Origin of the sequence: Bradyrhizobium xenonodulans (genome assembly GCF_027594865.1) — a bacterium.
GTDB lineage: Bacteria > Pseudomonadota > Alphaproteobacteria > Rhizobiales > Xanthobacteraceae > Bradyrhizobium > Bradyrhizobium xenonodulans.
Genome location: NZ_CP089391.1, coordinates 265,602 through 284,712, shown reverse-complemented (window position 1 = coordinate 284,712; position 19,111 = coordinate 265,602). Strand labels below are relative to the sequence as shown.

Genomic DNA, 19,111 nt, shown 5'->3' with positions numbered 1-19,111 from the left:
ATGGCTGCGTTCCAATGCGTCACGGTGATCGGTGCGGGCGCCTGGGGTACGGCGCTGGCAACGGTGGCGGCGCGGGCCGGCCGGAACGTGACGCTGTGGGCGCGCAATGCCGAGCATGCGACGCGCATCGCTTCGACCCGCGAGAATCCGCGGCTGCCCGGCGTGCAGCTGGCGCCGGAGATCGTCGTCACGCACGAGCTCGCGGAAGCTGCGCGCGCCGACATGGTTTTGATCGTGACGCCGGCGCAGCATCTGCGTGGCGCCGTCAACATGCTCGCCTCGCATCTGGCAAAGCCGGTGCCGATCGTCGCTTGTGCCAAGGGCATCGAGCACGGCACGCATAAATTCATGACCGAAGTGATCGCCGAGGCCGCGCCGCACGCGCAGCCGGCGATCCTGTCCGGCCCGAGCTTCGCCGACGACGTGGCGCGCGGCTTGCCGACGGCAGTGACGCTGGCGGCGAAGGACGAGGCCCTGGCGAGCGCGCTGGTGCAGGCGCTCGGTTCGCCAACGTTCCGACCCTATCGCTCCACCGACATCCGCGGCGTCGAGATCGGCGGCGCGGCCAAGAACGTGCTGGCGATCGCCGCCGGTATCGTGGTTGGCCGCAACCTCGGTGCTTCCGCGCTTGCCGCGCTGACCACGCGCGGCTTCAGCGAGCTGGCACGGCTCGGCCGTGCCTGCGGCGCGCGCACGGAAACGCTCTCGGGCCTCTCCGGCCTCGGCGATCTGCTGCTGAGCTGCTCGACCGCGCAATCGCGAAACTTCGCGCTCGGTATCGCACTCGGTCGCGGCGAAACCGCGCCGGCCGGCAAGCTTGCGGAAGGTGCATTCACCGCGCCGGTGCTGGTCGAGCTCGCGGCGGCGCGGCACGTCGACATGCCGGTCTCGCAGGCGGTGGCCGCCATCCTCGACGACAGGTTGACCGTCGACGCTGCGATCGAAGGATTGCTGACACGGCCGTTCAAGGCCGAAGAATAGCGGCCGCCCAGCGCCGCAGGTCGCACTTCACGGCTCGTGCACGCTGGTTTAGCCTAGCGGCACACCGCAGGATCCCGGTCCAACAATAACGAAACGGATCCAGGGGAAGAACGCATGCGCAAACCGCATCGCGCGATCGTTTCGATCGCCATCACCGCACTCGCCGCCATCGCTTTACCCACCGCCGCCTACACCCAGGCCGCGATCTCCTATGACGAGCTCGCCAAGAGTGAGGCGGCGTCCAATGCCGAGAACGGCAAGCGGATCGCGCCCCTCAAGTCGATCGGCAATCCGTCCAATGACGTCAGCTCCGACATGCAGGCCATGATCGGCGCGCCGTTTCCGCCGCATTTCAATGCGGACCCGAAGACCCCGGCGGAATGGAAGGATCTGATCGACCGCCGCGCAAAACTGTCGATCGCCAATGTTCCCACGATGAAGGAGAAGCTCGGCGTCAAGGTGGAGGAGACGAAGATCGCCGGCGTGCATTGCTTCATCGTCACGCCGAACAGGATCGCGCCCGAGAACCGCCGGCGCCTTCTGGTCCACGTCCATGGCGGCGGCTATGTGTTCGGGCCCGGCGAGGCCGCGTTGCCCGAAGCGATCATGATGGCGGGCTTTGGTGGCTTCAAGGTGATCTCGGTCGATTACCGCATGCCGCCCGACTTCCCCTATCCCGCCGCGATGGACGACGCGATGGCGGTCTGGAAGGACGTCACCAAGACGCACGATGCACGCCGGATGGCGATCTTCGGCACGTCGACCGGCGGCGCGATGACGCTGGCGATGGTGCTGCGGGCGAAGGACGAGAAGCTGCCGAAGCCCGCTGCGATCGCGCCGGGCACGCCGTGGTCCGACATCGACAAGGTCGGCGACACCTATGCCAGCAATGAGTGGGTCGACAATGTGCTGGTGACCTGGGACGGCTGGCTCGGCCGCGCCGCAAAGCTCTACGCCAATGGCACGGACCTGAAAAATCCCTACATCTCGCCGATCTACGGCGACCTCAGGGGTTTCCCGCCCACCATCCTGACATCGGGCACGCGCGATCTGTTCCTCAGCAACACGGTTCGCACGCATCGCAAACTGCGCCGCGCCGGCGTGGTCGCTGATCTCAACATCTACGAAGGCCAGTCGCACGCGCAGTACCAGTTCAACATCAATGCGCCGGAGACGAAGGAAGCTTTCACCGATATCGCAAGGTTCTTCGATCGATATCTGAAGGAATGAGCGCTGCGAGGGGATATCGGATGCCCACGCTTGTCGCGGGCATCCGCGTCCCTGTATTGTCGCGGCGCAAATCCGAGAATGGGGCAAGTTGCGATGAACTACTGGCTGGTGAAATCCGAGCCGTCGGTGTGGTCCTGGGACCAGCAGGTGGCGAAGGGCGCCAAGGGCGAAGCCTGGACCGGCGTGCGCAATTACACGGCGCGCCAGAACCTCGTGGCCATGAAGAAGGGCGACAAGGCGTTCTTCTATCATTCCAACGAGGGCAAGGAGATCGTCGGCATCGCGGAAGTCGTCAAGGAGGCCTATCCCGATCCCACCGACAAGACCGAGAAATTCGTTTGCGTCGACATCAAGGCCGACAAGCCGCTGAAGACACCGGTGACGATGGCCGCGATCAAGGCCGAGAAGAAGCTCGCCGACATGGCGCTGGTGAAATATTCGCGCCTGTCGGTGCAGCCGGTAACCGCCGAGGAGTGGAAGCTCGTATGCAAGATGGGCGGGATGTAGCTAGCGCCGTAGCCCGGCTTGCGTCTCCGGTAGTGCGAACACCTCGCACGGCGCCGCAATGCCGCGCAGCGCATGCGATCCGAGCCCAATCAGCGGCATTTCCGTCTCCGCTGCGAGCGCGCCCGACACCAGCACGGTCCTTCGAAGCGGCTTGCACAGTCCCTCGAGCCGGCTGGCGAGATTGACGGCAGGACCGATCGCCGTGAAATCGAGCCGGTTGGCGGCGCCGATATTGCCCCACAGTATCTCGCCGAGATGAAGGGCGGCACCGAATGCGAGCGGCGGCAACCCCTGGGCGCGGCGCTCGGCGTTGAGATACGCCATGCCGGCTTCGGCTGCGCCGGCCGCACGCAGAGCCGCCTCGCAGGCGCGGCGCGGTGACGGCTCGACCACCGGAAAGATCGCGAGCACGCCGTCACCGATGAATTTCAGCACCTCACCGCCGAAAGCGTGAACGGCACCGGCAATGCGATCAAACCAGGCATCGAGCGCCGCGATGACGTCTGCGGGCGGACTGGTTTCCGACAGGGGCGTGAAATTGCGCAAATCCGCATAGAGCAATGCGGCCTGAATCGTCTCGCCAAGATCGCGCCGCAGCGGTGCCGCCAGCACCCGCTCCGCGCTCCGCTTGCCGAGATAGGCATCTAACGTCGCACGCAACGTGGCCCGCGCCGCGAGCACAGCGAGGGGCGTTGCGGCGAAGCGCGCGGCCTCGCGCAATTGCTCGATTTCGTCTGCGGTGAACGGACGCGGCCCGATCCAGCCAAGCAACGGCCCGTCGGGCCGTCCGACGACATCTTCGTGCATCTCGCCGCCGGGGAAGTCGCGCAGCCAGCGGCGACCGGCGTCGTCGGGCAGGTCCGGTACCAGTCCGCCCGGTGCAAAGCCGAGCGCTTCGATCACCCGGCCGTTTTCCGCGCGCCACAACCAGGTCCGCTTCGCGATCAGCGGATGCGGCACCTCCAGCGTCAGGCTGCCCGCCGCCAGCGGCACGCCGTCGGCGACCAGATGCGCGCCGAGTTCCGCGAGCAAGCGGTCGGCTCCGGAGCTATCCGAGGCGGCATCGACGAGCCAGGCGAGGGTCGGGGAGAGTTGCATGGCCCGATGATGACGAAGGTGGACCGTCTTTGTCACGGGCAATCCTTGACGGCCCGCTTCGGCGCCGCCATGTCCCAGTGTCAGCCCAGGGATGATCGCCGATGACCGAGCCGTTCGTAGTGCGACGCGAGACCCAGATCGCAGCCCCGCGCGCCACCGTCTTCGCCTATTTGACCGATCCCGAGAAGATCCTGAGCTGGATGGGCTCGGACGCAACCACCGAACCACATCCCGGCGGGCTCTATCTGCTGAAGGGCGTCGGCCCCCGCGGCGGCGTCGCCCGCGGCGCGTTCCGCGAGGTCGTGCCGGTGCACCGTCTGGCCTACACGTTCGGCTGGGAGGGCGGCCAGGAAGTGCCACCCGGCTCGAGCCTGATCGAGATCGACCTGATCGAGCGCGACGGCGGCACGCTGCTGCGCATGACCCATAGCGGGCTGCCGACCGAAGAACAGGCCGCCGCGCACGCGAAGGGGTGGACGCATTATCTGGAGCGGCTCACCAGCGCGGCCGCGGGCAGCGATCCCGGTCCGGATAAGGGCGTTTCAGACTAGCGACGGCGCGCGGATCAAACCGCTGCGGTCGCCACCACCTGCTGCAAGAGCTGCTCGCGCCTAGCCTGCGAACGCTGGCCCTTCATGGTCGCGGCGAAGCGCTCGAGGATGCCGTCCTCGAAGGCGGTGACGATGGTGTCGTGGACGTAGCTCTTGCGGCAGATCGCCGGCGTGTTGGAGAGCTTGTCGGCGGCGGCGCGGATCGCGTCCAGCACCTGCTTCTTGCGGCCGCGCTGGCTGGTCGCGGGCGTGATCCGCGACAGCGATTCCACGACGACGGCAGAGGCCATCAGCGTGCGAAAATCCTTCAGCGATATCTTGATGCCGGCGATCTCGCGCAGGAAGGCGTTGACCTGTGTGGTGCTGACCGCACGCACGATGCCGTTGGCATCGCGATACTGGAACATGCGCTTGCCGGGAACGCCGTTCAAAATGCCGATGGCACGCACCAGCTTGGCTGCGTCGCATTCCTTGCGCACCGCCTTGCCGCCCTTCGCCTTGAAGGTCAGCACGAAGCAATCGTCTTCCAGCGTCACGTTCGACTTCAGCAGTGTGGTCGCGCCGCGGGTGCCGTTGAGGCGCGCGTAGGATTCATTGCCGGGACGGATCGCGGTGCGCGCGATCAGCTCGATCACGGCCGAGAGCGCGAATTCACGCGTCGGCTCGTCGCCTGACAGGAACGCCGAGACCTTGCGCCGAATCTTCGGCAGCGCGCCGACGAGCTTCTCCAGGCGATGCGCCTTGCGGTGCTCGCGGACCTTCTCCCAGTCGGCGTGATAGCGATATTGCAGCCGGCCCGCGGCATCGCGTCCCACCGCCTGGAGATGCGAGCTCGGATCAGCCGAGTAGCGGACCTCGCGATAGGCCGGCGGCACCGCCATGGCGTGCAGGCGGCGGATGGTGCGGGCGTCGCGGATATGGGCGCCGTTGGGGCGGACGAATGAATAGCCCTTGCCGCGCCGGATGCGGCGGATGGTCAGCTCGTTCTGGTCGCCGAGCCGCAGGCCAAGCTCCTTGGCCAGGTCCTCGACCGCGGCCGGGGAAGCTGAATCAAAGACCTTTTTCGGGCTGGGACGGGTGGAACTGGCCGGTTTCGGCCACTGTCCGAGGGCTTTGGCCAGTGCAACGGCTGCAGGATCGGCTGAAGCGGGCCGCATCGTCCCGAGATTCTGCTGATCCATCATAGTGTTAAGCCTTGGCCCTGTTTGTTACCGTTCAATGCCGCTGTTCTGATTTTTGTTCCTTGAGGTCTCTTTGGACCCGGGTTGGCCATTTAGGGTGTTCCGAACCGCATTGCGAGTCCCGAATCAGTGAGAGGCGGTTTCTAAATACCACCTGCGACGCATGGGCGCCCTGCACCGGCCTATTCCCGAGATTTGGGTAAAGACCCAAAAGCCGCGCCTTCCGCTGTTTCAGATCTGCGACAGTTGCTCCCGATGGCCTTGATCCGCCGCATGGCCGGCCGCTCGCCGAAGGTCCAGCTTGTGCTCCTTGTCGGGGCCGGTTAGCCCGACGCATAATCGGTTCAACGATGAAGTCGGCTTGCCAGTTGCATGCACTCGGCCTGCCGCGTGTGGAGGGAAACCATGTCCGAGAAGATCTACGACGTCCCGGCGGAGTGGGCGAAGCGCGCCTGGGTCGACCAGGCCAAGTACCAGGAAATGTACGCCCGCTCGATCTCGGACCCGAACGCGTTCTGGGCGGAGCAGGCCAAGCGCATCGACTGGATGAAGGCGCCGACGAAGATCGAGAACGTCTCCTTCGCGCCCGGCAACATCTCGATCAAATGGTTCGAGGATGGCGTCCTCAACGTCGCCCATAACTGCATCGACCGGCATCTCGCCAAGCGAGCCAACCAGACCGCGATCATCTGGGAAGGCGACGATCCCTCGCAGTCGAAGCACATCACCTATCAGGAGCTGCACGACGAGGTCTGCCGGATGGCCAACATCCTGCGCACCCGCAACGTCAAGAAGGGCGACCGCGTCACCATCTATCTGCCGATGATTCCGGAGGCGGCCTACGCGATGCTGGCCTGCGCACGGATCGGCGCGATCCACTCCGTGGTGTTCGCCGGCTTCTCGCCCGACAGCCTCGCCCAGCGCATCAACGATTGCCAATCGAAGTTGATCATCACCGCGGACGAAGGCCTGCGCGGCGGCAAGAAGGTGCCGCTGAAGGCCAATGTCGACACGGCGCTCACTAAAGCCGACGGCGTCGACTGGGTCGTCGTGGTCAAGCGCACCGGCGGCAAGGTCGACATGAATCCGACGCGCGACCTCTGGTATCACGAAGCGGCGGCGATGGTGACGACGGAATGCCCGGTCGAGCACGTGCACGCCGAGGATCCGCTGTTCATCCTCTACACCTCGGGCTCGACCGGCCAGCCCAAGGGCGTGCTGCATACGTCGGGCGGCTATCTCGTGTTCGCCTCGATGACGCATCAATACGTCTTCGACTATCACGACGGCGACATCTACTGGTGCACCGCCGACGTCGGCTGGGTCACAGGCCACAGCTACATCCTCTACGGACCGCTGGCGAACGGCGCGACCACGCTGATGTTCGAGGGTGTGCCGAATTATCCGGACAATTCGCGATTCTGGAGCGTCATCGACAAGCACAAGGTCAACATCTTCTACACCGCGCCGACCGCAATCCGCGCGCTGATGCAAGCCGGCGACGAGCCCGTGAAGAAGACCTCGCGCACGAGTCTGCGCCTGCTCGGCTCGGTCGGCGAGCCGATCAATCCCGAGGCCTGGGAGTGGTATCACCGCGTCGTCGGCGACGACCGCTGCCCGATCGTCGACACCTGGTGGCAGACCGAGACCGGCGGCATCCTGATCACACCGCTGCCGGGCGCGACCAAGCTGAAACCGGGCTCGGCGACGCAACCGTTCTTCGGCGTGGTGCCCGAGATCGTCGACGCCGACGGCAAGGTGCTGGACGGCGAGACATCAGGCAATCTGTGCCTGACCCGGTCATGGCCGGGCCAGATGCGCACGGTCTATGGCGACCACGCCCGCTTCGAGCAGACCTATTTCTCGACCTACAAGGGCAAGTATTTTACGGGCGACGGCTGCCGCCGCGATGCCGACGGCTATTACTGGATCACCGGCCGCGTCGACGACGTCATCAACGTTTCCGGCCACCGCATGGGCACCGCGGAAGTCGAGAGCGCGCTGGTGGCGCATGAGAAGGTGTCGGAGGCCGCCGTCGTCGGTTTCCCGCACGACATCAAGGGCCAGGGCATCTACGCCTATGTCACCCTGATGGCCGGCGTCCAGCCGACCGACGATCTGCGCAAGGAGCTCGTCACCTGGGTGCGCAAGGAGATCGGCCCGATCGCCTCGCCCGACCAGATCCAGTTCGCGCCGGGCCTGCCCAAGACCCGCTCCGGCAAGATCATGCGCCGCATCCTGCGCAAGATCGCCGAGGACGAACCGGGCAGCCTCGGCGACACCTCGACGCTCGCCGATCCGGCCGTAGTCGACGACCTCGTCAAGAACCGGCAGAACAAGAAGTCGGCGTAAGAACGCTCTCGTGCCCCGGGCGCAGCGCAACGCTTCTTGAGCGGTGCGCTGCAGAACTGGGGCCCATCCATCGGCGAAGAAAGAGCTGAGGCCCGGCTCTGCGCCGCAGCGCAAGAGCGCTGTAGCGCGTCCGGGACACGAGATTGCCTTCGCGCGCCAGCGCCCCCAAAACAACAGCCGTTCACACCCTCACGCGCTTGTCAGCGCGCGTGCGCGCACGGCCGCATCTTTCCGGCCGAGTGTTGTTTTCTTGTCATTTACTTTATTTCGAACATTTCCTTTGTTCCCCCTGCTGGCGGGCCCTTGGCGGCCGCGCGTGGAAACCATCCGGTTAACGGGCGCGATTAAGAATCTCCGGGCACGCAGGCGATTGCCGCTTTCTGCGTAATTTTTGGACGATCCGTTCGAGCAGGGGGAAATGATGTCGATGAGGATTGCTGTGGCGCTCGCCGCCACCATCGGGGCTGGGGTCTTGATGTCGACGGCAGCCGAGGCACGGCCGGAAATGGTGGGGACGCATTTAGCCGACTATTCGCCGGGCACCATCGTGGTCAGAACCAGCGAGCGGCGGCTCTATCTCATCATCGGTAACGGCCAAGCCGTGCGTTACCCGGTCGGCGTCGGCAAGTCCGGCAAGCAATGGGCTGGCACCACGCGCATCGAGGGCAAATATCGCAACCCGGCCTGGTCGCCGCCAGCCGAAGTGAAGCGCGACAAGCCGAGCATCCCCGACGTCATTCCGGGCGGCTCGCCGCGCAACCCGATGGGCGTTGCGGCAATGACGCTGTCCGGCGGCGAATATGCGATCCACGGCACCAATGTGCCCGGCTCGATCGGCGGCTTCGTCTCCTATGGCTGCATCCGCATGCTCAACGACGACATCACCGATCTCTACAGTCGCGTCTCCGTCGGCACGACGGTGGTCGTGACGCGCTGATCGCCGGATCAAGGCCACACGAAGAGCCGCGTCCTTCGACGCGGCTTTTTTGTTACCAGAAGCGCCAGCCGCGCGCGCACCAGCCGTCGCGGTGGCCGCCATTGTAGCTCCGCGCGTAGCCACCCGCGAGCAACGCCGCCGAGACGTTGGCGGTGCGTTTGGTCGCAACGTCGGCGAGAACGCGGCCGTATTTGTCGGGACCAAGGTTGGTGATCGTCACGCCGCCCTGGCCGAGCAGATCGCGCAACGCACGGGCCGCAGCTTCGGCCTTGTCCAGCTCCTCCTGGCAGGACGCCTTCAGTTCGGGTGCATCGATGCCGCGCAGGCGAACGCGCACGACGAGATCGCGGCCGTCGCTCTGACGGAGGCGCGCGAGAAAGGTGTCGCCGTCAATGGTGCGAATGACGTCGACCGGTTCGCGACTGTCGGGATGGCCGGCCTTCTGGAGAACGATCTCGGCGTCCCGCATGCGGTCGCCATCCGCCCGCGGTACGGGCCAGTTCGTTCCGTGGCGGAAGATGAGCACGACCGCCACCACGATGCCGACCACGAACATCCACGGCAACAATCCGGAGACGCGACGGCCGAACGGCGAGCCGCCGAACCGCGGCCGATAGGCATTGGGGCGATCGTGGAAAGGCATCGGGTCACGCTAGGACTGAGTCGGGGAAACCGGCAAGGCGCGATCGCGGCGCCGCCGCCCGGATCGTTCCCGCCGGAAAATCTCACCTATGCAAGGCACGCTGTTCCAAACGCTCTCCATCCGATACCTCCTGTAGTTGTACGGAGATTGATATTCACCCGCCGTTTAGTATTAAGGGCGAGTACTCGGTATGCGTGTGGGGGAGCGGCAAGCATGGCATCGTTCAAGTTTCGCATCGGTACAAAGCTGGGATTAACCGCGAGTGCGGGGGTTCTTCTCGTCGGCGGCATGCTGGCCAATCAGCTCGTCAGGAACGGGCAGATCGCGGAACTGAGCGAGCTGGTGGTCATCAACACCGCCAACAAGGCCAATGCCCAGGGCGCCGAGCTCGCAGTGACCCGCGCACGCCTGGCCGTGGCGGAGATCGGATCCGCATCCTCCGCCGACGTGCTCGCCAAACATCTCGAAACATTGCGCGGCTCCATCGCCAATGCCACGACCGAAATAGACGCCGCGTTGAATCGGTCCAAGCGCGCCGAGGCCAAAGAGCTCTGTCGCGAGGTGAAGACCCTGCTCGAGGCCTCCCTGAAGGCGGGCAGCGATCTCGGCCAAGCCCGTGGCACCGCCATCGCAGAATTCGCCGCGGCCAACCAGATCGAGGACGCCTGGAACAAGGCGATCGAGAAATTGCTCGCATCGCCGGCGCTCGCCGCATCGCAGAGCCGTCTCAGCATCGAGGTCGCGTTGCGCGAAGCCGACTCGTCCTTCAAGGCGGTCAGTGCCGCCGATTGGCATTTCACGGCAACGGGTGACGTCGAGCAGAAAGATCGTATCGGCGGACGTGCCGACGCGATGCTCCGTGTCCTGAAACAGGCGCGCCAATCCGCCGGCGACAAGGATATCGCGGACGGGGTCGACGCGCTGACGGCCCTCGCGGGACGCTTCAAGGCAGCGACCGGCGCTGCCGTGAAGGCGGAGGAGACCAAGACGCGCGTGTTCGAAGAGCGGGTGCTTCCGGCCGCCCGGGAAATCACGACGCGCGTCGACAAGCTGGTCTCCGCCAACAACGAATACATGGCCCTGCGGCAGAACCAGCTCATGGCCGCGCTGCAGCAGGCGACCCAGGTCAGCCTGGCCGTCGGGGTCCTCGTGATCCTGGTCCTGGCCGGCTCGGCGCTGTTTTCGGTGCTGAACATCGCCCGGCCGATCCGTCGCATCGGCGACGTGCTGTTGCAACTCGCCGGCGGCAACAAGGCCGTGGAGATTCCCTATACGGCCCGCGGTGACGAGGTCGGCGACAACGCTCGTGCGGCCCGCACCTTCAGGGACAATCTGATCCGCATCGAGCAGATGGAGGCCGAGCAGAAGGATCAGGAGGCCGCGGCCGCCGCACGGCGCAAGCAGGAGATGATCCGGCTGGCAGGCGCGTTCGAGGACGCAGTCGGCGGCATCATCAATTCGGTTTCGGTCGCCTCGCAGCAGCTCGAATCCGCCGCCGGCACGCTGTCGGGAACGGCAGAAGAGACCGAGCAGCTTTCCGGAATGGTCGCGGCGGCGTCCGAAGAAGCCTCCGCCAACGTCGGTGCCGTGGCATCCGCCGCCGAGGAAATGAGCGCGTCGGTCGTCGAGATCGGCCGCCAGGTCCATGATTCCAGCCGCATCGCCGGCGACGCGGTGAAGCAGGCCGAGCGCACCGACGCCCGGATCAACGAATTGCTCAAGGCCGCCGGCCGTATCGGCGACGTCGTCAAATTGATCACCGCGATCGCGGAGCAGACCAACCTGCTGGCTCTGAATGCCACCATCGAAGCGGCACGCGCCGGCGAGTCCGGCCGCGGGTTTGCGGTGGTTGCCAGCGAGGTCAAGGCACTGGCGGCGCAGACGGCGAAAGCGACCGATGAAATCGGCGCGCAGATCGCCGGCATGCAGACCGCGACGGAAGACTCCGTCGGCGCCATCAAGGAGATCGGCGCGACCATCTCCAGGATTTCGGACATCTCGACGACCATTGCGGCCACCATCGAGGAACAGGGGGCTGCGACGGCCGAGATTGCACGCAACGTCAGCGAAGCCGCCAAGGGAACGGTCGAGGTCGCTGACAAGATTGCCCAGGTCAGTCATGGCGCCAGCGCCACCGGTTCGGCGTCGACGCAAGTGCTCGCATCCGCGCGCTCACTCTCGACCGAGAGTGGCCGCCTCAAGAACGAGGTCGCGAAATTCCTCGACACGGTGCGGGCCGCCTGAGGCCCCGCACGTCCGGCAGCCGGCCTGAGGCCGGCGGCAAGCCAACTTTCTGACGCATCGACAAACCAACGGCTTTGGGAGGCCCCCACGCCGAGCCCCCGCTCGCGCCTGGGTCAAACACGGTAAAAACCAGGGGGATTGAACGATGATCATCAGCATTGTCGGCGGCGGCGCAACCGGCATCACGATCTTGCGTTATCTGGCGGAGCTCGCCGCATCGGAGCGAGACAACGGCGCGATCAGCGGAATTCAGCTCTTCGACAAGTCCGGCTTCGATGGTGGGGTCGCCTATCGCACGCAGAGCGATCGTCATCTGCTCAACATGAAAGCGTCGACGATGTCGATCCGTCCGGGCGACGCGGAGGAGTTTCTGCGCTGGCTTCGGGCCCGCGGCCTCTCGTGCCATCGCGGCAAGCATTTGCCGCGGATGGTCTACAAAGACTACCTCGACTCGGTGCGACTGGCCGCGATCGCGCAATGCCGCAGCGCCGGCGTGCCTGTTCATGTCGAACATGCCGAAATCGTCCGCATGCGATTCTCGCCGGATCGCGATGTGCTGCTGACGACCGACCGCAACATCACGCATATCTCGTCCACGCTGATCCTCTGCACCGGTCACAACGGGCCCGCCGATCATTACGATCTGGCCGGACACCTGAACTACATTCGCGATCCCTACGCCCCATTCGCCTTTGCGGATCGCGGCGACGTCGAGGTCGGCATCCTCGGAAGCGGACTCAGCGCGGTCGACACCGTGGCGGCACTGGCCAAGACCCATCAAGCCGTCAGGATGACCTGCCTCTCCAGAAGCGGCTTGTTTCCCACGGTGCAGCCCGCGACGATTCCCGCGATCGCGACCGACTTCCGCGACGCCCTCGATCGCTATGTGACCAGCCGTGAGCGGATCGAAGCGGATGCTTTTGCCGCCCGCCTTTCCGAGCTGCTGCTGGAGACCACCGGGATTCGTTGCGATCTGTCTTGCCGCAACGTCGGCGGCGATGCGTTGGCCGATCTCGAGCACAACATCGCCCGAGCCGAGACTGGCGAGCCCAACGTCTACTCCTATCTCGTCAGCGTCATCGACGTGATGTGCGGCGCCTGGAGCCGGATGAGCGACGCCGAGAAAATGCGCTTCATGAAAGTCTACAATTCCGGCTGGCTTCGCAACCGTTCGGCGATGCCGCTGGAGAACGCAATCCGTATCCGTGACCTGATGCGGTCGGGCAGGCTATCGGCCCGCGCAAGGCTGCGCGACGTAACCGGCATCGGCAGCCGGTTTCGCGCGATCCTGGGCGACGGCGATCACTACGACGTCGATTACGTCATCGACGCGACAGGGCCGTCCTACCGGCTCGACGCCAGCCCGCTCTATCGGGACATGCAGCGACAGGGGCTCGTCGCGTTCGACCCGGTCGGCGGAATTCGCTGCGGCTACGAGGACAGCCGAGTCCACGATCGCCACGGCACACCCTATCCGAACGTCTACGCGGTCGGTGGCCCCACCAAGGGCGCGCACTTCTACGCTGCCGCCGTCGACATCAACCTGCGCCGTGCGCAGATCGTGGTCGATTCGATCCTCAACCCGAAAGGTCAGCAGATGAGCACCATCACGACGTCAGTCGAAGAAACCGACCGCCTCGCCGATCTCGTTCGTCACGACCATCCCTCGCTCGACACGATGGTCCTTGCACCGGACGGCAAATACCAGAACAGGCCTGCGGCGCTCGATGAGCTGATGTGGGAGGTGCGGGACTGCCTCGGCGAAACGTTCCGGCGCTGGAGCCCTGCGGATTTCCCGACGCTCTATTGCGCGTGGGGCCGCTGCCGCGTGGGCTCGACCGCGCTCACCAATCTGTTCGGCGTCGCCGGAATGCCGTCCTACTTCCAGCCGGTGAAGGTCGTGCTGCGCCATCGGCTCCTTGGAAATGCGGGCGAGCCCTGGGCCATGCCGACGGCGGCGGAGCAGCCGCATATTTTCAGCAAGGAAATGGCCGGGCCCTATGTGCTGACCGAAAGCCTATTCCTGCCGCTCCAGCCGCTGATCGAAGCCGGCTGGCCGGCCGAGAAGCTTCACATGATCATGCTCGACCGCGATCCCGCCAGTTCGCTCGCATCCTGGCTCGAGAAATGGTCGGACCGCGTTCCAGAGGATCGCCTGATCCAGAATTACGTGATCTCCTCGCTGAATGCGCGTCGCGTCGAGAGCTATGCAAGGCGGCACGGCGTGCCGGTCACGCACTACGTCTATGAAGCCAGCAAGGACGCGACCGGATCGGTGCGAAAGCTGTTCGACCGGCTTGGCCTTGGCGAACGCTTCACCGAAAGCGCCGTCACCGACTGGAAGGAGCGCGGACAGATCGAAACGAAGGGATCTGGCGTGACCTTCCTCAGCGAGCCCAAGATCTACACCGTGGTCGGCCTTCACGGATCGGACACTGCCTATCGTTACCGGACCCGCAAGACGGCATCGCTGAGCGATGCCCAGCTCCAGATCATCGAACGCTACGGCATCGACGACATGTACCGCGCCTCGGTCGACGCCTGCGTCCGCGACCTCTCGCTGGACACCGACACCGCAGCGCGCCTGTTCGGCGATGCCATGGTCACCGCCGCATGACCGGCCAGATCGCTCCCACGATGGCGGCGGCGCCCAACGCGCCGGACGGCGCTGCCATACGCAGCGCCGCCAGCCATCTTCGACGCCTCGAGGCGGAAAGCATCCACATCCTGCGGGAGACAGCGGCCGAGTTTCGCAAGCCGGTCATGCTGTATTCCATTGGGAAAGATTCCTCGGTGCTGCTGCATCTGGCGATGAAGGCATTCAATCCCGGCAAGCCGCCGTTTCCGCTGCTGCACGTCGACACCACCTGGAAGTTCCGCGAGATGATCGCGTTTCGCGACCGCCGCGCGCACGAGCTCGGCCTCGATCTGATCGTCCATACCAACAATGACGGCTTGAGCCAGGGCATCGACCCCTTCACCCACGGCTCGGCCCGCTACACCGATGTCATGAAGACACAGGCGTTGCGACAGGCGCTGGACCTTCACGGCTTCGACGCCGCGATCGGAGGGGCGCGGCGCGACGAGGAGAAGTCGCGCGCCAAGGAGCGCGTGTTCTCGCACCGGAGCGCGGCGCATCGCTGGGATCCGAAGAACCAGCGGCCGGAGCTGTGGAGCCTGTACAACACCATGCTCGCGCCCGGCGAGAGCATGCGGGTGTTTCCGCTGTCGAACTGGACCGAGCTCGACATCTGGGACTACATCCTGCTCGAGGACATCCCGATCGTTCCGCTTTATCTCGCAGCAAAACGACCGGTGGTCGAGCGCGACGGCGCGCTGATCATGGTGGACGACGAACGGATGCCGCTGCGCCCGAACGAAGAGCCGCGCTGGCGCTCCGTCCGGTTTCGCACCTTGGGTTGCTATCCTCTCAGCGGTGCAACGATCTCGACGGCGGCAACCCTGCCGGACATCGTGCGGGAGATGATGGCCTCACGCAGCTCCGAACGGCAGGGACGCATGATCGACCGCGACAGTCCCGCATCGATGGAACGCAAGAAGGCGGAAGGATATTTCTGATGTCCTATCACGAGGCTCCCACGATCGCCGCCGCGGACGCGCCGCGGCTCGAACAGGGCGATCGCCCGACCCTGCGCTTCGTCACCTGCGGCAGCGTCGATGACGGCAAGAGCACGCTGGTCGGCCGCCTGCTCTACGATTCCAAGACACTGCTCGACGACCAGCTCGACGCGCTCGCCTCGGAGAGCAAGACGGTCGGCACCACCGGCGGCGGTCTCGACTTCGCACTGCTGGTCGACGGCTTGCAGGCCGAACGCGAGCAGGGCATCACGATCGACGTCGCCTACCGGTTCTTCGCCACCAAGCTGCGCCGCTTCATCGTCGCCGACACGCCGGGGCACGCGCAATATACGCGCAACATGGCGACCGGCGCCTCCAATGCCGACCTCGCCGTCGTGCTGGTCGACGCCCGCAAGGGCGTGATCACGCAGACGCGGCGCCACAGCCACATCCTGTCGCTGCTCGGTATCCGCCACGTCGTGCTCGCCGTGAACAAGATGGACCTGATCGGATTCGACGGGGACCGCTTTGCGGCCATCACCGCCGAATATCTGACCATGGCCGGGCAGCTCGGAATCTCGCAGGTCCAGTGCATCCCGGTCGTCGCGCCCGACGGCGACAACATCGTCGCCGCAAGCACGCGGATGCCCTGGTACACCGGACCGACGGTCACGACCTATCTGGAATCCGTGGACGTTACCGGCGACGTCTCGCAACGCGCCTTCCGTTTGCCGGTCCAATGGGTCAACCGGCCGCATGCGGAGTTTCGCGGCTTTTGCGGACGGATCGCCAGCGGAACGATCGCGGCCGGCGAGACCGTGACCGTGCAGCCGTCGGGCCGCCGCACGCACGTCGCGCGCATCCTCACGCCCGGCGGCGAGTGCGAGCGGGCTGCGGCGGGTGAATCAGTGACGCTCACATTGACCGACGAGATCGACGTCAGCCGCGGCGACGTGCTGACTGCGGGACCTGCACCGCTTGTCTCGGATCAGCTGGCCGCGCATCTCGTCTGGTTCGATGACGAGGCCATGGCCGCGGGCCGGCGCTACGTCCTCAAATGCGGCACGGCCTCGACCGGTGCGGTGATCACCACGCTCAAGCACCGCATCGCCATCGACACCATGGCGCAGGAGAGCGCCGCCACGCTCGGCGCCAACCAGATCGGCTACGTCCACCTCAATCTCGACCGCCCGCTGGTATTCGAGGCCTATCGCGACGACCGCGAATTGGGCAGCTTCGTTCTCGTCGATCCGATCAGCCACCGCACCGCCGCGGCGGGAATGATCGATCTTTCGCTGCGTCGCGCCACCAATATTCACTGGCAGCGGCTTGCGGTGGACAAATCCGTGCGGGCGCGGCTGAAGCAGCAGCGGCCCTGCGTGCTCTGGTTCACCGGACTCAGCGGCGCCGGCAAGTCCACCATCGCCGATCTCGTCGACCGCAGGCTTGCCGAGCTCGGCCGTCATGCTGCTCTGCTCGACGGCGACAATCTCCGCCACGGCATCAATCGCGACCTCGGCTTCTCCAACGCGGAGCGCATGGAGAACGTCCGGCGTGCTGCGGAGATCGCGGCGCTGTTCGTCGATGCCGGCATGATCGCGCTGGTCGCGCTGATCTCACCGTTCCGCAGTGAGCGCGAGCTCGCGCGCCACCGGGTCGAGGCGGGCGAGTTCATCGAGATCCATGTCGCGACCCCGCTCGCCGAATGCGAGCGTCGCGATCCCAAGGGGCTCTACCGCAAGGCGCGGGCGGGCGAATTGCCGGCGTTCACCGGCATCGACCATCCCTACGAGGCCCCGCAGTCGCCGGAAATCACCATCGACACGTCGGAACTATCGACCGACGCGGCCTGCGAACGCATCATCCGCTATCTCAGGGATAATCATTATCTGTAGCGGCATCTCTAGCGGCGGGGGCGAAAGTGCCCTGCCGGGGCCGGCGGAGGCCTAGAAGTCGGAGGCGATACCCTTGCGTTCCCAGTCGCCGTAGCGGGTGGGCTCGGGTCCTTTCGGCCCCTGCAACTCCTTCGGTGCGGCCTCGGCGTGGGCTGCGGCAGCCTGCCGGCGCGCCTCGGCTTCGGCCAGCGCGCGCTGGGCGGCCGGCGTGAGCGGCTTGCGATCAGGAACGGGAGATGGGTCACTCATCATCCCGCGTTCTAGCGCAGGACGGCCCGTGGTGCGACGCCAAATAACGCATTCCTGAAATCGGGCCCGGAGGGCTGAAAAAGCCGGAAGCGATTCTTACATTTGGCATATTCGCGTGCCAGAGATCGGCTTCTCAAGGCATGCGCCCATTGCGGCGGAACTGCCGCTCGCACAGAACCTTGCTTCCGCATGCCATCTCAACGTTTCGCTCCTCCGTCCGAAGTGCCAGGTCTTGCGGCACGGCGGATTGCCGCCGACATCGTCGACGGCGTGCTGCACAAGCATCGCACGCTTGACGACCAGCTCGACGGCGGCGGCGCCCATCCCGGCTTGAAGACGCTCGCCGACCGCGACCGCGCGCTGATGCGGCGCCTGGTCGCGACCGTGCTGCGCCGGCTCGGCACGCTCGGCCATGTGCTGTCCCGCCTGCTCGACAAGGGCATTCCCTCCGACGCGCCGCGGGCGCAGAGCGCGCTCCTGATCGGCGCCGCGCAGATCCTCTGGATGGACGTGCCCGATCACGCCGCCGTCGATCTCTCCGTTCGTCTCGTGCAATCCGACCGGCGCGCCGCGCGCTATGCCGGCCTCGTCAACGCCGTCCTGCGCCGCTGCGCGCGCGAAGGCAAAGCGCTGGTGGATGAAGTCGCCGCGCAATCGCTGGACCTGCCGCCCTGGCTGCTGGCGCGCTGGAGCGCGCATTACGGCGAGGCGACCGCGCGGGACATGGCGCTCGCGCTCGGCCACGAACCCTCGCTCGATCTCACCGTGAAGTCGGACGCCGCACAATGGGCGAGCCGCCTGCATGGCGAGACGCTGCCGACGGGGACGGTACGGATGCTGCTGCACGGCTCGGTGACGGTGCTGCCGGGCTTTGCCGAAGGGCAGTGGTGGGTGCAGGACGCCGCCGCCGCGCTGCCGGCCCGGCTGTTCGGCGACATCAAGGGCAAGGCCGTTGCCGATCTCTGCGCCGCCCCCGGCGGTAAGACCGCACAGCTGGCGCTATCAGGCGCGCATGTCACGGCGATCGACCGCTCGCCGGCCCGGGTGGCACGCCTGCGCGAGAATCTGACGCGGCTGTCGCTCCAGGCCGAGACCGTCGTCGCCGACGCCGTGGAATGGGCCGGCCCCGCTGAGGGATTTGACGGTATCCTGATCGATGCGCCCTGCACCTCGACCGGCACGATCCGCCGCCACCCCGACGTCGCATGGCTCCGGCAGGAATCCGACATCGCCGCCCTGACAGCACTCCAACAGCGGCTGCTGACGAAATCCGTCTCGCTGCTCAAGCCCGGCGGCACCCTGGTCTACTGCACCTGTTCGCTGGAACCCGAAGAGGGCGAACAGGCGATCGCCACGCTGCTTGCCGCGGAGGCCGGCCTGCGCCGTCACCCGATCGAAGCTTCCGAGGTGTCGGATCTCAGCGAGATCATCACCGCCGCGGGCGATCTGCGCACCCTGCCGAGCCACCTGCCGAACGCCGATCCCAAGCTCGGCGGGCTCGACGGGTTCTACGCGGCGCGGCTCGTTAAATCCTGATTTTGCACCGGTTTTTGCGACGGGGTTGATTCGTGCCCCCTGAAGATGGTGTCGGCCGTCCGATTTTGGGATTAAGAAGGATTCGTCGCTAATCCTCTCCCCCTTCAAGGCAAGGCGTGTCGGTCGCT

Annotated in this window: 15 protein-coding genes; 11 read left to right on the top strand and 4 right to left on the bottom strand. The window is 65.8% G+C overall.

Annotated features, from left to right (window positions below):
- The 3 genes from I3J27_RS01340 (at nucleotide 1) to I3J27_RS01330 (ending at nucleotide 2,718) form a co-directional block, all read left to right on the top strand.
- On the top strand, nucleotides 1-981 hold the full coding sequence (locus I3J27_RS01340; protein WP_270164348.1) for an NAD(P)H-dependent glycerol-3-phosphate dehydrogenase: 981 nt from the start codon (nucleotides 1-3) through the stop codon (nucleotides 979-981).
- Nucleotides 982-1,095: 114 nt separating this feature from the next.
- On the top strand, nucleotides 1,096-2,211 hold the full coding sequence (locus I3J27_RS01335; RefSeq protein ID WP_270164347.1) for an alpha/beta hydrolase: 1,116 nt from the start codon (nucleotides 1,096-1,098) through the stop codon (nucleotides 2,209-2,211).
- Between the two features lie 93 nt (nucleotides 2,212-2,304).
- Nucleotides 2,305-2,718 carry an EVE domain-containing protein gene (locus I3J27_RS01330; protein ID WP_270164346.1) on the top strand — a complete coding sequence of 138 codons (414 nt, stop codon included), beginning with the start codon at nucleotides 2,305-2,307 and terminating at the stop codon, nucleotides 2,716-2,718.
- Here the strand turns inward: I3J27_RS01330 and I3J27_RS01325 are convergent, their stop codons facing one another.
- Nucleotides 2,719-3,816, bottom strand: coding sequence for an adenylate/guanylate cyclase domain-containing protein (locus I3J27_RS01325; protein WP_270173013.1), 1,098 nt, complete (start codon nucleotides 3,814-3,816; stop codon nucleotides 2,719-2,721). It abuts the gene before it with no gap.
- A gap of 101 nt (nucleotides 3,817-3,917) precedes the next feature.
- Between I3J27_RS01325 and I3J27_RS01320 the strand changes: the two genes are divergently transcribed.
- A complete protein-coding gene (locus I3J27_RS01320) occupies nucleotides 3,918-4,367 on the top strand; it encodes an SRPBCC family protein (protein ID WP_270164345.1) in 450 nt (149 codons plus the stop codon).
- 14 nt (nucleotides 4,368-4,381) lie between these two features.
- Here the strand turns inward: I3J27_RS01320 and I3J27_RS01315 are convergent, their stop codons facing one another.
- Nucleotides 4,382-5,551 carry a DNA topoisomerase IB gene (locus I3J27_RS01315; RefSeq protein ID WP_270164344.1) on the bottom strand — a complete coding sequence of 390 codons (1,170 nt, stop codon included), beginning with the start codon at nucleotides 5,549-5,551 and terminating at the stop codon, nucleotides 4,382-4,384.
- A 402-nt stretch (nucleotides 5,552-5,953) separates the two neighbouring features.
- Here I3J27_RS01315 and acs point away from each other — a divergent pair, with 402 nt between their 5' ends.
- Both acs and I3J27_RS01305 read left to right on the top strand, forming a co-directional pair.
- Nucleotides 5,954-7,900: an acetate--CoA ligase gene (acs, locus tag I3J27_RS01310; protein WP_270164343.1), complete on the top strand. Its 1,947-nt coding sequence runs from the start codon at nucleotides 5,954-5,956 to the stop codon at nucleotides 7,898-7,900.
- Nucleotides 7,901-8,321: 421 nt separating this feature from the next.
- Nucleotides 8,322-8,837: a L,D-transpeptidase gene (locus I3J27_RS01305; RefSeq protein ID WP_270173012.1), complete on the top strand. Its 516-nt coding sequence runs from the start codon at nucleotides 8,322-8,324 to the stop codon at nucleotides 8,835-8,837.
- 52 nt (nucleotides 8,838-8,889) lie between these two features.
- On the opposite strand, the gene I3J27_RS01300 is transcribed toward I3J27_RS01305, so the two are convergent.
- Nucleotides 8,890-9,480 carry a thermonuclease family protein gene (locus I3J27_RS01300; RefSeq protein WP_270164342.1) on the bottom strand — a complete coding sequence of 197 codons (591 nt, stop codon included), beginning with the start codon at nucleotides 9,478-9,480 and terminating at the stop codon, nucleotides 8,890-8,892.
- A 213-nt stretch (nucleotides 9,481-9,693) separates the two neighbouring features.
- Here I3J27_RS01300 and I3J27_RS01295 point away from each other — a divergent pair, with 213 nt between their 5' ends.
- The 4 genes from I3J27_RS01295 (at nucleotide 9,694) to cysC (ending at nucleotide 17,198) form a co-directional block, all read left to right on the top strand.
- On the top strand, nucleotides 9,694-11,724 hold the full coding sequence (locus tag I3J27_RS01295; RefSeq protein WP_270173011.1) for a methyl-accepting chemotaxis protein: 2,031 nt from the start codon (nucleotides 9,694-9,696) through the stop codon (nucleotides 11,722-11,724).
- A 145-nt stretch (nucleotides 11,725-11,869) separates the two neighbouring features.
- The gene (locus I3J27_RS39050; protein ID WP_306417048.1) at nucleotides 11,870-14,341 is read left to right on the top strand and encodes an FAD/NAD(P)-binding protein; all 2,472 of its coding nucleotides are present in this window, start codon (nucleotides 11,870-11,872) and stop codon (nucleotides 14,339-14,341) included.
- Between the two features lie 20 nt (nucleotides 14,342-14,361).
- A complete protein-coding gene (gene cysD, locus I3J27_RS01280; protein ID WP_270173009.1) occupies nucleotides 14,362-15,303 on the top strand; it encodes a sulfate adenylyltransferase subunit CysD in 942 nt (313 codons plus the stop codon).
- The gene (gene cysC, locus I3J27_RS01275; protein ID WP_270164341.1) at nucleotides 15,303-17,198 is read left to right on the top strand and encodes an adenylyl-sulfate kinase; all 1,896 of its coding nucleotides are present in this window, start codon (nucleotides 15,303-15,305) and stop codon (nucleotides 17,196-17,198) included. Before cysD ends, cysC begins: the two co-directional genes overlap by 1 nt.
- A gap of 51 nt (nucleotides 17,199-17,249) precedes the next feature.
- On the opposite strand, the gene I3J27_RS01270 is transcribed toward cysC, so the two are convergent.
- Entirely contained in the window at nucleotides 17,250-17,447 is a 198-nt protein-coding gene (locus tag I3J27_RS01270) for a DUF1674 domain-containing protein (protein WP_270173008.1), read from the bottom strand.
- 189 nt (nucleotides 17,448-17,636) lie between these two features.
- Between I3J27_RS01270 and I3J27_RS01265 the strand changes: the two genes are divergently transcribed.
- Nucleotides 17,637-18,983 carry an RsmB/NOP family class I SAM-dependent RNA methyltransferase gene (locus tag I3J27_RS01265; protein WP_270164340.1) on the top strand — a complete coding sequence of 449 codons (1,347 nt, stop codon included), beginning with the start codon at nucleotides 17,637-17,639 and terminating at the stop codon, nucleotides 18,981-18,983.
- The last annotated feature ends 128 nt before the right edge of the window (nucleotides 18,984-19,111 follow it).

What these genes read in the sequence shown, in the direction of transcription:
- I3J27_RS01305 (WP_270173012.1), top strand. Translation starts at nt 8,322, where the DNA reads ATGTCGATGAGGATTGCTGTGGCGCTCGCCGCCACCATCGGGGCTGGG.
- I3J27_RS01330 (WP_270164346.1), top strand. Translation starts at nt 2,305, where the DNA reads ATGAACTACTGGCTGGTGAAATCCGAGCCGTCGGTGTGGTCCTGGGAC.
- I3J27_RS01295 (WP_270173011.1), top strand. Translation starts at nt 9,694, where the DNA reads ATGGCATCGTTCAAGTTTCGCATCGGTACAAAGCTGGGATTAACCGCG.
- I3J27_RS39050 (WP_306417048.1), top strand. Translation starts at nt 11,870, where the DNA reads ATGATCATCAGCATTGTCGGCGGCGGCGCAACCGGCATCACGATCTTG.
- I3J27_RS01265 (WP_270164340.1), top strand. Translation starts at nt 17,637, where the DNA reads ATGCCATCTCAACGTTTCGCTCCTCCGTCCGAAGTGCCAGGTCTTGCG.
- I3J27_RS01315 (WP_270164344.1), bottom strand. Translation starts at nt 5,551, where the DNA reads ATGATGGATCAGCAGAATCTCGGGACGATGCGGCCCGCTTCAGCCGAT.
- I3J27_RS01320 (WP_270164345.1), top strand. Translation starts at nt 3,918, where the DNA reads ATGACCGAGCCGTTCGTAGTGCGACGCGAGACCCAGATCGCAGCCCCG.
- acs (WP_270164343.1), top strand. Translation starts at nt 5,954, where the DNA reads ATGTCCGAGAAGATCTACGACGTCCCGGCGGAGTGGGCGAAGCGCGCC.
- cysC (WP_270164341.1), top strand. Translation starts at nt 15,303, where the DNA reads ATGTCCTATCACGAGGCTCCCACGATCGCCGCCGCGGACGCGCCGCGG.
- I3J27_RS01340 (WP_270164348.1), top strand. Translation starts at nt 1, where the DNA reads ATGGCTGCGTTCCAATGCGTCACGGTGATCGGTGCGGGCGCCTGGGGT.
- cysD (WP_270173009.1), top strand. Translation starts at nt 14,362, where the DNA reads ATGGCGGCGGCGCCCAACGCGCCGGACGGCGCTGCCATACGCAGCGCC.
- I3J27_RS01300 (WP_270164342.1), bottom strand. Translation starts at nt 9,480, where the DNA reads ATGCCTTTCCACGATCGCCCCAATGCCTATCGGCCGCGGTTCGGCGGC.
- I3J27_RS01325 (WP_270173013.1), bottom strand. Translation starts at nt 3,816, where the DNA reads ATGCAACTCTCCCCGACCCTCGCCTGGCTCGTCGATGCCGCCTCGGAT.
- I3J27_RS01270 (WP_270173008.1), bottom strand. Translation starts at nt 17,447, where the DNA reads ATGAGTGACCCATCTCCCGTTCCTGATCGCAAGCCGCTCACGCCGGCC.
- I3J27_RS01335 (WP_270164347.1), top strand. Translation starts at nt 1,096, where the DNA reads ATGCGCAAACCGCATCGCGCGATCGTTTCGATCGCCATCACCGCACTC.